The organism is endosymbiont of Pachyrhynchus infernalis (assembly GCF_004296515.1).
Taxonomy (GTDB): domain Bacteria; phylum Pseudomonadota; class Gammaproteobacteria; order Enterobacterales; family Enterobacteriaceae; genus Nardonella.
The window spans coordinates 122,553-136,138 of sequence record NZ_AP018160.1 but is presented as its reverse complement, the minus strand read 5'-3'; the positions used below and the strand labels follow the sequence as shown (position 1 = coordinate 136,138).

Below are 13,586 nucleotides of genomic sequence, written 5' to 3'. Positions count from 1 at the left end.
AAATGTTTAGTAAAATAATAAATGAATTTGAAAAAAAACAATTAAAGAATAATTTGTATAAAATAAAAGTTGGAGATTTTATTACTGTTGAAATTAATGTTTTTGATAAATTAAGAAAAAATAAAATTCAATATTTTTCTGGTATTATTATTTCTATAAAAAATAAAAGAATATGTTCATCTATTATTGTAAGAAAATATTCTAATGGAGAAGGAATAGAACAACTTTTTTTTATACATTCTAATAATATAAAAAATATTATTATTAATAATAGTAATAGAGTTAGAAAATCAAAATTATTTTTTATTAAGAAAAATAAATTTAATAAATTAATAAAAACTAATAAAAAATATATAAATATATAATTTTTATATATTTTTTATTATATAAATATATTTACATTAAAATAATTTAATATATTTAATTATTGAACTTATAAATTTATAATGTTATAATTACTAATAAAAAATATAAATATATAAATTAATATTATGAATAATATAATAAGTGAAAATAAAATAATATCTCCAATAAACTTAAAAAATAAATTTAGTATAAATAATAGTATAAAAAATAAAATTATTAATTCTATTAAAATTATTTCTAATATAATTAATGGAAAAGATAAAAGATTATTAATAATATGTGGACCTTGTTCTATACATGATTTTAATTCATCTATAGATTATGCAAAATTATTATATAATTTATCATTAGAATTAAACGATAAATTGTATATAGTAATGAGAGCATATATAGAAAAGCCTAGAACATCTATAGGTTGGAAAGGAATAGTTAATGATCCTATGATAGATAATTCTTGTAATATAGAAAAAGGATTAAATATTTCTAGAGAATTATTAATACAATTAATTGATATAGGTATTCCAATATCTACAGAAATTTTAAATTTAAATATCTATAAATATTTTGATGATTTATTTAGTTGGGTATCTATAGGCGCACGTACATCAGAATCACAAATACATAGAGAGTTTTCTTCTAGTTTATCTATACCTGTAGGATTTAAAAATAATACAAATGGAGATATATTAAGTTCTATAAATGCTATTAAAACGTCATTAAAACCTCATACATATTTAGGAATAAATGATTTTGGAAATTTATGTATTATAAAAACTAAAGGAAATAAAAATAATCATATAATATTAAGAGGTAGTAAAAATAAACCTAATTATTTTCCAGAAGATATAAATAATTGTATTAATTTAATAAATGAAAATAATTTAAATTCTAAAATAATAATTGATTGTAGTCATGATAATTCATATAAAGATTATTCAAAACAATTAGATGTATCTAAAGCTGTTATAGATCAAATAAATAATAATAATAATTTAATAGGATTAATGATAGAAAGTTATATATATAATGGTAATCAATTAATAAATAATAAATTAAAATATGGAATATCTATAACTGATGGATGTATAGGATGGAAGGAAACAAAATTTTTACTAAAATATTTATATAATAATTTTAATAGATAATATTATGAATAATAAATTTGAATTTGATTTAAAAGATTTAAGAAATAAAATAGATAATATTGATGAAAAAATATTTAATTTAATAAATGAAAGATTAAAAATTGTTGAAAATATAGGTATTATTAAAAATAAAAATAATATTTCTTGTTATGTTTCAAAAAGAGAAGAATTTATTTTAAACAAATTAAACAAAAAATATAATAAATATATTTCTTATTTTACTATTTCATCTGTTATTAAGAAAATAATGTATGAATCTTATATAAAGGAAATTTATTGTAATAATAATATAAGTAACAATAATAATTCTATAAAAATAATATTTATAGGCGGAAAAGGTAAAATGGGAAGTATATTTAAAAATTTATTTATAAAATATAATTATAATGTTTCAGAAATAAATTCTAAAGATTGGGAAAATAAAGAAGAAAAGTTATTAAATTCTAATTTAGTATTTATTTGTTCTCCTATATCTAAATTAAATTTTGTTTTAGAAAATATATATAAATATATTACTAGTGAATGTATATTACTAGATATATCTTCCATTAAAGAAAAATCTATTAACAAAATGTTAAATATACATTCAGGTCCAGTATTAGGATTACATCCTATGTTTGGTCCTAATATAAGAAGTATTACTAAACAAATTATTATTTATAGTAATGGAAGATATCCAGAAAAATATAAATGGATATTAAATCAATTTAAATTATGGGGAGTTTTTATCTATAATTTAGATTCTAACAAACATGATAATTATATGTTACATATACAATCTTTAAGATATATAAATTTATTTATGTTAGGTTCATTTATTATGAATAAAAATTTAAATATTAAAGAAATTTTTAAAATATCTCCACCTATTTATAAAATATATTTATCAATATTATGTAAATTTTTTTCCGGAGATATAAATTTATATTTAGATATAATATATTCATCAAATAAAAGTTTAAATTTATTTGATGAATATATTAATTATACTAAAAATATATATAATATTTTTAGTTCAAATAAAAAAAGAAATAATATAATTAATATATTTGAAAATATAAAGTCTTGGTTAAATAAAAAAAATATAAAAGAATTATCAGATATTAATGATACTCTTTCAGAAGAAATTATTATAAATAATTTTTAATTATATTTTTATTTTTAATTTTTTGAAATTAGATATGTTACTATTTATAATGATATCTAATTTTTCTTCTATTTCATTTAATGAAATTAATTTACAAGATTTTTTAATATATTCTATTAAATAATATATATAAGGTTCTTTTGGAAAAAATTTTAATAAATGTATAGATCTATTTATTACAGATATATGATTATTTTTTCTAAAATAAAAATCTATAATATATAAATCATGTACAAATAATCTTTGTTTTATATATAATATTTTATAAATAGAATTTTCATAATATTTACTATTTTTAAAATTATCTACTAAATATTTAAAATATTCTAATGATTTATACATATATTCATGATTTTTATTAAAATTATCATAACTTAAACATTTAAATACAATTTTTTCGTTTATTTCAAAATTAACTAATCCTTTCATGTAAATTATATAATCTAAATTATTATCATTTTTATATAAAATTAATAATTTATCTAAAATCTTATTAGATAACTCAAGATTATTTAATTTATAATTTACAAACATTTTTTTTATTAAATATTTTTTTAAATCACTACTAAATAAATCATTTTCATTTATTTTATCTAATTCTTTCTTAGCAAGATTATATTTATTATTTATTAAATAATTATACAATAAATTATCATTGTAAACATTTTTAATATTACAACATAATACAATATCAAATAAACTAAATATTGATATTAAATAATATATAAACATATTTATTAAAATTAAAATAATTTTTAAAAATTATTTTATATAATAACATATTATGAATAATTATAATATATATATAATAAATAATTCTAATTTAAAAATTAGAATAGATAAGTTTTTATCTAATAATATTAAAAATATATCTAGATCTTATATAAAAAAGTTAATTTTAAATAAAAACGTTAGTATAAATAATAAAATTATTTTAGATCCTAATTTTATATTAAAAAGTAATGAAGAAATAAAAATTAATTTATTATACATAAATAATAAAAATATTTACTCTTTAAATAGAAAAATAAATATAGATATTATATATGAAGATAATGATATTATTATAATAAATAAAAAACCAAATATAATTGTAAATCCAGAATTAAATAATTTACTAATAAGTAATTTAATTAAATATTATCCTAATTTAGTTAATATTGATAATTTTGGAATTGTACATAGATTAGATAAAAATACAACTGGTTTAATTATATTTGCTAAATCTAAATTAGCATATTTAAATTTAAAAAAAATATTTTATTTAAGAAAAATAATTAAGGAATATGATGCTATTGTTACAGGATCATTAATATCTGGTGGATTTATAAATTTACCTATATCAAGAAATAAAATTAATAGAAAAATTATGAATATTAATATTATAAGTGGTAAAAAATCTATAACAAATTATAGAATAATTAAAAAATTTAATTTACATACTTATATAAAAATTAGAATAAAAACAGGAAGAACACATCAAATAAGAACTCATATGTCATATATAGGATATCCATTAGTAGGAGATTTTATATATGGAAAAAATAATAGTAATTTTAAAAAATCATGTTTATTTTTAAAAAATAAAAATATTAATTTTAATAGACAAGCATTACATTCATCTAGAGTTATATTTAATCATCCTATAAGCAATAAAGAGATTAATATTAGTATAAGTATTCCATATGATATGAAGTTTTTACTTAAAAATATATAAATAATAATATTATTATATTTAGTTATTGAAATTAACTTATATTTGTTATATATTTTATATATAAGTTTACATTAAAATAATTTTACATTAAATATATGATACTAAAAAATAGTAAAAATAATATATTTATTATTGGACCTACAGGAGTAGGTAAAAGTACTATTGGATATAATTTATCTAATAAGCTTAATAAAAAATTTTTTGATTCAGATAAAGAATTAGAAAAATATTTTAATATGAATATAAATAATATTTTTAAAAAAAATGGTGAAAAAAAATTTAGATTTTTTGAAAAAAAAATAATTAATAATATATTAAAAGAAAAAAATATAATCTTATCAACAGGAGGAGGATCTATAGAAAATAAATATATTAGAAATTTATTATCAAATAATGGAATAGTTATATATCTTATGGCAAATATAAAAACTCAATTAACAAGATTAAATAATTTTAATGATAGACCATTACTAATTAATAAAAATAAATATGAAAAAGAAAATATTCTTAAAAAATTAGATAATATTAGAAATGAATTATACAATTCAATATCAGATATTATTATAGATACAAATAAAAAAAATATTGATGAAATTATAGATAATATTCTAAATATTTTAAATATAAATAATTTTATAATTAAAAACCATGAAAATAATAAATGTTAAATTAGATAATATTAATAAATATAAAATAATAATAGATTATAAATTATTTGAAATTATAAATAGTTTATATCCAATAAATAAAAATACTAAAGTTATGATAATAACTAATAATTTTTTAAAAACAAACTATGAAAATTATTTTTATAAAAAATTAAATGAATTAAATATAAAATATAACATTTTTTTAATACCAGATGGAGAATCTAGTAAATCATTAAATATATTAAATTTAATATTAACAGAAATGTTAAATAATAATATGGATAGAAATTCAATTCTTATATCTTTTGGAGGAGGAGTAATAGGTGATATAACAGGATTTTCTGCTTCTATATATCAAAGAGGAATTAAATTTATACAAATACCAACTACATTATTATCTCAAATAGATTCATCTATAGGTGGTAAAACAGGTATTAATCATATATTAGGTAAAAATATGATAGGATCATTTCATCAACCGTCTTCTGTATTTATAGATATATTTTTTTTAAAAACTTTACCTAAAAGAGAAATATCATCTGGATTAGCAGAAGCTATTAAATATTCAATTATTTATGATAAAAAATTTTTTATTTGGCTTGAAAATAATATAGAAAAAATATTGAATTTAGATATAGAATCTTTAAAATATTGTATATATAAATGTTGTAAAATAAAATCAAAAATAATTTCTAAAGATGAAAAAGAAAATGGAATTAGATCAATACTAAATTTTGGACATACGTATGGACACGCAATAGAAGCATTTATGGGATATGGAAAATGGACTCATGGAGAATCTATATCTGCTGGAATGATGATATCTATAGAAACAGCTATATATTTAAATAATTTTTCAAAAAAATATAAAAATAGAATAAAAAATTTAATTTTAAAAGCTAATTTACCTATAAAAGGTCCTAATGAAATGAACCCAAATAATTATATACCTTATATATTAAAAGATAAAAAAAATAAAAATAATAAAATAAAACTTATAATTCCAGAAAAAATAGGAAAAGCTGTTATTGTAGATAATATAAAAAAAGAAATTATATTAAATTCTATAAATAATAATATTAATAATTAATTTTTATCTAAAAAATTAATTATATATTCTATAGAGTCATTTATAGAATTTAATATAATATTTTTTTCTAATTTATTAGGTTCTGATAATACAAAATCTGATATATTATCAATATTTTTATAATTTTTTATTCCTATTCTCAATCTATAAAAATTATTATATATATTATTTATTATACTTTTTACACCATTATGTCCAGCAGAACTACCACCAAATTTAATTTTAAATTTTCCTATATTAAAATATAAATCATCATGAACAATTAATAATTCATTACTATTAATTTTGAAATATATAATAGATTTTTTTATATATATTCCACTTAAATTTATAAAAGAATTTGGTATTAATAAAATTAAATTATTATTATTTAATTTTAATTTTGAAAAAAAACAATTTATTTTATTATTATACTTTAAATTTAAAGAATATTTTTTTATAAAATTATTTATAAACCATATACCAACATTATGTCTTGTATCATAATATTGTTTTAAATTATTACCTATTCCAGCTATTAATTTTATATTCATAAATTATGATAAAATCCAGTTTTTTATTCTTAAATTTATAAAATCATTACCTTGATTAAATTCAATATTTATTGGTAATGGTGGATTTGTACTATTATGATACTTATGATATTTTACTATATATTTTTTTGAATTATATGTATGTTTAATTTCTTTTAATCTTCCTATCTTATTTATTCTAAATTCTTTAGAATCACCAGGTAATCCAATTATCCATGAACTTAAATTTTTTATTAAAATTTTATAATTTTCTTCAATTAAATATTTATTATTATCTAAATTAATTATTTCTTTTCCATTTTTTAAGAAAAGTTTATTATTATTTGAAATAAATTCAAATATTTTTTTACCAAAAAAATTATAAATTATAAAACTATAATTTTCTGATTTAATATTATCTAAATAAAATTTCAAAAATATTTTTTTTATTCCATTTTTGTATGTTAAAATTCCATTTATTTTAAATTGTTGTATTTCTGAAATCATTTTTTTATGAATATTCCATTTGTTTATTTTAAAATTATTATTAATATCTATATTATTAATTTCATTCAAATTACATTGAATTAATGTAGAATTAATATTAATAAGATTATATACTAAGTAATTCATATTATTAATATATTTTATTATTAAATTTAAATTATTATTTAATTTTAAATATATAATATTATATCACAATAAATATTATACAAATTTTAATAATAATTTTATTAAAATTATATATAATAATATTATTATTTATAATCAAATAAAATAAAATGAAAAAAGAAAAAAATATTAATGATAATATATTAGGTTGTCTTATAGAAATTAAATCTGGTACAGGAGGTTATGAATCCTCTTTATTTATAAAAGATTTATTAAAAATGTATATTAAATATTCTAATAAAAAAATGTGGGATACTGAAATAATAAATAGAAATATTGAAAATAAAGAATGTAAAAATGTAATTTTAAAAATTAATAACAATGAATCATATAATTTATTAAAATTTGAATCAGGTGGTCATAGAGTTCAAAGAATACCTAAAACTGAATCTCAAGGTAGAATTCATACATCAACATGTATAGTTGCTGTAATACCAATAACAAATGAAGAAAAAAATAAAAATATAAATTTAAATGATTTAAAAATAGATACATTTAAATCATCCGGATCTGGAGGACAACATGTTAATACAACTGATTCTGCAGTTAGAATAACACATATACCAACTAAATTAGTTGTAGAATGTCAAGATGAAAGATCACAACATAAAAATAAAGAAAAAGCTTTATCAATATTAAAATGTAAATTATATATTTTAAAAGAAAATCAAAAAAAAATAGAAAATAATTTATTAAAAAAAAAATTACTTGGATCTGGAAATAGATCTGATAGAATAAGAACATATAATTTTATAAATAATAGAGTTACTGATCATAGAATATTTTTAAATATAAATAAATTAAAAGAAATACTAAACGGAAATTTAGATTTGATTATATCTAAATTAAGTAGTTATAAATATTAAATTTATGAGTATAAAAGAATGGCTAAAATATTATGCTTTTAATTATTTAAATACTAATGAAAGTAGATATATTTATGATTTAGAATTAATTATAAGTTCTGTATTAAAAATAAAAAGAGAAAATATATTAATATTAGAAAATAAAATTATAAATTTAAAAAATTTTATATTATTAGATAAAATTTTATTTTTCCTTAAAAAAGGAGTTCCTTTACCATATTTAGTTAAAAATGTAGAATTTTATTCTTTAAAATTTAAATTAAATAATAAGGTATTTATACCTAGATCTGATACTGAGGTTTTAGTCGATTTTGTTATTAATAAATTAAAAAATAATGTAGTTTATAACATAATGGATCTTGGTACAGGTATAGGATCTATAGCTATATCTTTGGCAAAAAATCTACCTAAATCTAATATTTTAGGAATAGATTTTAATAATGAATCTATAAAATTTGCTAATATTAATTCTAAAATATTAAATGTTAAAAATGTTTGTTTTATAAATAAAAATTGGTTTAATTATAAATTAAATTATAAATTTGATATAATAATTAGTAATCCTCCTTATATTTCAGAATACGAATTTGAATATATTAATAAAAATAAAAAAATATATGAGCCGAAAGAATCATTAGTTTCTAAATATAATGGTGTTTATGATATATTTTATATTATAAATAAATTTAATAAGTTTTTAAAAAAAAATGGTTTTATGTTAATAGAACATGGATATTTACAAGGTAAAATAGTTAGAAAAATTTTTAAATATAATAACTTTACTGAAATTAATACTTTTAATGATTTAAATAAAAATAATAGATTTACCTATGCTAAAAAATAATTAATTATAATTTTTTCTTAAAAATATAAATTTTATAATTAATATTAATAATATTAATATATATATAATTATAATATTAAATTTATAAAAAATTTTATATAATAATGGTATTTTAAATTTTATATTAATTGGCCATAATAGAGGAACTCCACTTACTGTAAACATATCTGCTATTATATGGTTTATATATCCTATTACCATACCATGATATATATAATATGGTATTAAATTTAAATTTAATATTAGTTTTTTAAATATAAAATTTATTATTAATATCATTAATAAACTATGAGTTATTTTTCTATGACCAAATATATTATATATAAATTTAGATATTATTCTAAATCTTCTTCCAATAAAAGAACAAGGATGATCAATATCAGGAAGCATACATGTTAATAAACTTCCAAGTAGTATATAGAACCAATCTTTATATGAAATACTAATAAAATTAATATTTCTCAATATAAATATTGAAATAACATTAAAAATAATATGATTATCTATATTCATTAAATTTAATTTATTAATTTATGTTTAACATTGTATTAAATAATAAAAGTATTACTTTATATAATCCTATATCTATAAAAGATATTATAAATATAAAAAAATTATATTTTGATAAATATATATTTGCAATTATAAATAATAAAAAAATAGTTAATTTAGAATTTATTATATATAAAAGTTCAAATATAAATATAATTTCTAAAAATAGTGATTATGCAGAGAAAATAATAAAAGAAATAATATTATTTATTTTAGGATTTTCTATAAAAAAAATTTTTAATAAATGTTATTTAGTAAAATCAAACATAGAAAAAAATAAAATTTATTGTGATTTTTTTTTAAAAAAAAATTCTAATTTAAAAAATATTAATCTAATTGAAAAAAATATAATTAATTTATTTAAAAATAAATATTATATTAAAAGAAAAATAATAAAACTAAATGAAATAAAAAATATATTTTATAGTAAATATAAAAAAAATTATATTAAAAATCTAAATAAAAATGATAATATAAATATTTTTTCTTTAAATAATTATATTAATTTATTAGATATTAATAATATAGATGAAATTGTAGATATAAATTTAAATAATTTATTTAAATTAGATAATTTTATTTATAAAATATGGTATGGAAAAAACATAAATAATTTATTTAATAGAATATATATATATATGAATACTTTATCATATAAAAAAGTATTGGATAAATATAGAGATCATAGAATAATAAATAATAAAATAAAATTATTTTATATAAATAAAACATTTCCTGGAATGATATTTTGGAAAAATAATGGATTAATAATATTTAATGAATTAAAAAATTTTATAAGAGAAAAATTAAAATCATATAAATATATAGAAGTTATAAGTCCTATTTTAATGCCTAAAGAAATTTGGTATAAAACTGAACATTTAAAATATTATGATAAAAATATATTTGATGTAACTATTGATAATAAAAAATATTGTATAAAACCAATGAATTGTCCAGGTCATATAAATATATTTAATAATAATATAAGATCTTATAAAGATTTACCATACAGAATATCAGAATTTGGTCAATGTCATAGAAATGAATTATCAGGTTCTTTACATGGTCTTTTAAGAACGAAAACTTTTGTTCAAGATGATGGTCATATATTTTGTACCGAAGAACAAGTTTATAAAGAAATAAAAAATTGTATAGAAATGATATATGATGTTTATTCAAAATTAAATTTATTTAAGATAAAAGTTAAATTATCTACAAGACCAAATAATAAAATAGGTGATGATTATTTATGGGATATATCAGAAAAAAATATAAAAGATATATTAAATTGTTGTAATATTAATTATGATATTAATTATGGCGAAGGCGCATTTTATGGACCAAAAATTGAATTTATATTTTTAGATTATTTAAATAGAGAATGGCAATGTGGTACAATACAATTAGATTTTTTTTTACCTCAAAAATTAAATTCTTTTTATATAAATAAAAATAATAAAAAAAATAATCCTATATTAATACATAGAGCAATATTTGGATCAATAGAAAGATTTATAGGTATTATAACTGAAGAATATTATGGTAAATTTCCTATATGGTTATCACCAATTCAAATATTAATATTAAGTATATCTAATAATCAAAATAATTATATTAATAAAATATCTAAAATAATAGATAAATATAACATAAGATATAAAATAGATATAAGAAATAAAAAAATAGAATATAAAATTAGAGATAGTATTATAATGAAAATTCCATATGTATTTATATGTGGAAATTTAGAAGAATTAAATAATACTGTTTCTGTCAGAACAATTGATAAAAATGATATAGGATCTTTTAAAATTAAAGAAATATTGAATATAATAAAAAAAGAAATACTAAATAAAATATATAATTAAAGGAGGTTATTATAAAAAAAATAAAAAAAGTAGATAATAATTATCTAAATTTAAATAGTAATTTATTAAATAGTAATATAAGATTAATAGATATTGATGGTTCTCAAATAGGTATTTTTACATTAGATTTAGCTTTTAAAAAATCTAAAGATTTAAATTTAGATTTAATTGAATTAAATCTAAATCATGAATTACCTGTATATAAATTAGTAAATTTAAATAAATTTCTATATTATAAAAATAAAAATATAAAAAAAAATAAAAGAAAACAAAATTTAATTCAATTAAAAGAAATAAAAATAAGACCAAATATATATAAAAAAGATTTAGATATAAAAATATTTAATATAATTAAATTTATAAATAAAAAATATAAAGTTAAAATAATTATGAAATTTATTGGTCGTGAAATTATTCATAAAAATATTGGTATTGATATTTTTAAATATATTATAGAAAAAACAAAAGATATTTCAACATCAGAATTTATTTCTAATAAAAATGATAAACATATTGGTATTTTACTATTATTTAAATAATAAATAAAATATAATTATATTATGAATGTAAAATATAAAATAAAAAATATTAGTAGTTTGAAAAAAAGATTTTTAGTTCTTAAATCAGGATTAATAAAATATAAAAAATCAAATTTAAGACATATTTTAACTAAAAAATCTTCTAAGAGAAGAAAAAAATTAAAAAAACGTTCTATATTATCAAAAAATAATTCTTACTTAATAAATAAATATATATATTACAAATAATAAAATAATAATATAAATGACTAAAAAAAAGTGCAGTGTTTATTCTCATTCAAAGCATAAAAAAATTTTAAAAAAATCTAAAGGATATTATGGATCTAGATCAAAATGTTATAAAATATCTAAACAATCTGTTATTAAAGCTGGTCAATATTCATATATAGATAGAAAAATAAAAAAAAGAAATATAAGAAAATTATGGATTTTAAGAATAAATTCAGCTGTAAGAAAATATAATATGAATTACAGTAGTTTTATAAATATTTTAAAGAAAAAATCAATTTTTATAAATAGAAAAATATTATCTATTATTTCATCAAATAAAGATCAATTTGAAAAATTATTATCTAAAATAAATTTTAAATAGTATGAAGTATTATATAGAAAATAAAGAATTACTTTTTCTAAAATTAAATAATATTATTATAAGATTTAAAGAAGATATAAAAACAATAAATAATTTAAATGATTTAAATATATTAAAATCTAAACTTATAGGTAAATATAGTTTTATAAATAAATTATTTAAATATATTTATAAATTAGATATAAATTTTAAAAAAGATATAGGTAAAAAATTAAATTTAATTAAATATGAAATAAATAATATATATATAGAATATAAAAATAAACTTTCATATAATGATATAAATTATAATATTAAAAAATTTGATATAAATTTACCTGGAAAAAAAATACAAATAGGTAGTTTTCATCCAATTTCTATTGTAATTCTAAAAATAGAAAACTATTTTAATAATTTAGGTTTTAAAACTTTTAATTGTTTAGAAATAGAAAATTCATATTATAATTTTGATGCTTTAAATATATCTAAAAATCATCCTTCTAGAAGTAATAAAGATACTTTTTGGATAGATAATACGAATTTACTTAGAACTCAAACATCATGTTGTCAAATTAGATTTTTAGAAAAAAATAAACATCCTATAAAAATTATTTCTTACGGAAAAGTATATAGAAATGATAAAGATAAAACTCATACTCCTATGTTTCATCAATTTGATGGTTTTATAATAGATAAATTTGTAAATTTAAAAATATTAAAAAATATATTAGAAAATTTTATTTCTTATTTTTTTGATTATGATAAAAAAATAAAAATTAAATTTAGACATTCTTATTTTCCTTTTACAGAACCTTCATTAGAATTGGATATTAAAAATAAATATGGAAAATGGATAGAAGTTTTAGGATGTGGTTTAATACATCCTAATGTATTAAATAATTTAAAAATTAATAAAAAATATGTAGGATTAGCTTTTGGTATTGGAATAGAAAGATTAACAATGTTAAAATATGATATAGATGACATAAAGATTTTATTTGAAAATAATATAAGATTTTTAAATCAGTTCTCATATGAATAATT

Annotated in this window: 17 protein-coding genes; 13 read left to right on the top strand and 4 right to left on the bottom strand. The window is 14.8% G+C overall.

The features are described from left to right. Positions 1–2 precede the first annotated feature (2 nt). The 3 genes from NARPIN1_RS00735 to tyrA all read left to right on the top strand — a co-directional run bounded on the left by NARPIN1_RS00735 (position 3) and on the right by tyrA (position 2,658). On the top strand, positions 3–365 hold the full coding sequence (locus NARPIN1_RS00735) for a 50S ribosomal protein L19 (protein WP_130579264.1): 363 nt from the start codon (positions 3–5) through the stop codon (positions 363–365). 126 nt (positions 366–491) lie between these two features. Then, the gene (locus NARPIN1_RS00730) at positions 492–1,511 is read left to right on the top strand and encodes a 3-deoxy-7-phosphoheptulonate synthase (RefSeq protein WP_130579261.1); all 1,020 of its coding nucleotides are present in this window, start codon (positions 492–494) and stop codon (positions 1,509–1,511) included. Positions 1,512–1,515: 4 nt separating this feature from the next. Further along, positions 1,516–2,658: a bifunctional chorismate mutase/prephenate dehydrogenase gene (gene tyrA, locus NARPIN1_RS00725; RefSeq protein WP_130579259.1), complete on the top strand. Its 1,143-nt coding sequence runs from the start codon at positions 1,516–1,518 to the stop codon at positions 2,656–2,658. Here tyrA and bamD read toward each other — a convergent pair whose 3' ends face one another. Further along, on the bottom strand, positions 2,659–3,390 hold the full coding sequence (bamD, locus tag NARPIN1_RS00720) for an outer membrane protein assembly factor BamD (protein WP_130579257.1): 732 nt from the start codon (positions 3,388–3,390) through the stop codon (positions 2,659–2,661). It abuts the gene before it with no gap. Between the two features lie 52 nt (positions 3,391–3,442). On the opposite strand from bamD, the gene NARPIN1_RS00715 reads away from it, so the two are divergent. The 3 genes from NARPIN1_RS00715 (at position 3,443) to aroB (ending at position 6,115) form a co-directional block, all read left to right on the top strand. Continuing rightward, a complete protein-coding gene (locus NARPIN1_RS00715; RefSeq protein WP_130579255.1) occupies positions 3,443–4,375 on the top strand; it encodes an RluA family pseudouridine synthase in 933 nt (310 codons plus the stop codon). A gap of 95 nt (positions 4,376–4,470) precedes the next feature. Next, positions 4,471–5,043: a shikimate kinase gene (locus NARPIN1_RS00710; protein WP_130579253.1), complete on the top strand. Its 573-nt coding sequence runs from the start codon at positions 4,471–4,473 to the stop codon at positions 5,041–5,043. Continuing rightward, positions 5,024–6,115: a 3-dehydroquinate synthase gene (aroB, locus tag NARPIN1_RS00705; RefSeq protein WP_130579251.1), complete on the top strand. Its 1,092-nt coding sequence runs from the start codon at positions 5,024–5,026 to the stop codon at positions 6,113–6,115. Before NARPIN1_RS00710 ends, aroB begins: the two co-directional genes overlap by 20 nt. Here the strand turns inward: aroB and pth are convergent. Both pth and lolB read right to left on the bottom strand, forming a co-directional pair. Next, entirely contained in the window at positions 6,112–6,648 is a 537-nt protein-coding gene (gene pth, locus NARPIN1_RS00700; RefSeq protein WP_130579249.1) for an aminoacyl-tRNA hydrolase, read from the bottom strand. The genes aroB and pth overlap by 4 nt on opposite strands. Positions 6,649–6,651: 3 nt before the next feature. Further along, entirely contained in the window at positions 6,652–7,260 is a 609-nt protein-coding gene (lolB, locus tag NARPIN1_RS00695) for a lipoprotein insertase outer membrane protein LolB (RefSeq protein WP_130579247.1), read from the bottom strand. A gap of 149 nt (positions 7,261–7,409) precedes the next feature. On the opposite strand from lolB, the gene NARPIN1_RS00690 reads away from it, so the two are divergent. Continuing rightward, positions 7,410–8,165, top strand: a complete 756-nt coding sequence (locus NARPIN1_RS00690) for a peptide chain release factor-like protein (RefSeq protein WP_130579245.1) — start codon at positions 7,410–7,412, stop codon at positions 8,163–8,165. A 4-nt stretch (positions 8,166–8,169) separates the two neighbouring features. Beyond that, a complete protein-coding gene (prmC, locus tag NARPIN1_RS00685; RefSeq protein WP_130579243.1) occupies positions 8,170–9,009 on the top strand; it encodes a peptide chain release factor N(5)-glutamine methyltransferase in 840 nt (279 codons plus the stop codon). On the opposite strand, the gene NARPIN1_RS00680 is transcribed toward prmC, so the two are convergent. Then, on the bottom strand, positions 9,010–9,522 hold the full coding sequence (locus NARPIN1_RS00680; RefSeq protein ID WP_130579241.1) for a metal-dependent hydrolase: 513 nt from the start codon (positions 9,520–9,522) through the stop codon (positions 9,010–9,012). It abuts the gene before it with no gap. A gap of 20 nt (positions 9,523–9,542) precedes the next feature. Between NARPIN1_RS00680 and thrS the strand changes: the two genes are divergently transcribed. Genes thrS through pheS form a run of 5 tightly spaced genes read left to right on the top strand, consistent with a single transcriptional unit; the run spans position 9,543 to position 13,584 of the window. Continuing rightward, positions 9,543–11,432 (top strand): threonine--tRNA ligase, encoded by a 1,890-nt coding sequence (gene thrS / locus NARPIN1_RS00675; protein WP_130579239.1) that lies wholly within the window; start codon positions 9,543–9,545, stop codon positions 11,430–11,432. Positions 11,433–11,440: 8 nt separating this feature from the next. Next, complete coding sequence (gene infC, locus NARPIN1_RS00670) at positions 11,441–11,971, top strand: translation initiation factor IF-3 (RefSeq protein ID WP_130579237.1); 531 nt, start codon at positions 11,441–11,443, stop codon at positions 11,969–11,971. Positions 11,972–11,992: 21 nt separating this feature from the next. Beyond that, positions 11,993–12,199 carry a 50S ribosomal protein L35 gene (rpmI, locus tag NARPIN1_RS00665; RefSeq protein WP_130579235.1) on the top strand — a complete coding sequence of 69 codons (207 nt, stop codon included), beginning with the start codon at positions 11,993–11,995 and terminating at the stop codon, positions 12,197–12,199. A gap of 16 nt (positions 12,200–12,215) precedes the next feature. Next, positions 12,216–12,563 carry a 50S ribosomal protein L20 gene (gene rplT / locus NARPIN1_RS00660; protein ID WP_130579233.1) on the top strand — a complete coding sequence of 116 codons (348 nt, stop codon included), beginning with the start codon at positions 12,216–12,218 and terminating at the stop codon, positions 12,561–12,563. 1 nt (position 12,564) lies between these two features. Beyond that, the gene (gene pheS, locus NARPIN1_RS00655) at positions 12,565–13,584 is read left to right on the top strand and encodes a phenylalanine--tRNA ligase subunit alpha (protein WP_130579230.1); all 1,020 of its coding nucleotides are present in this window, start codon (positions 12,565–12,567) and stop codon (positions 13,582–13,584) included. Positions 13,585–13,586: the final 2 nt, after the last annotated feature.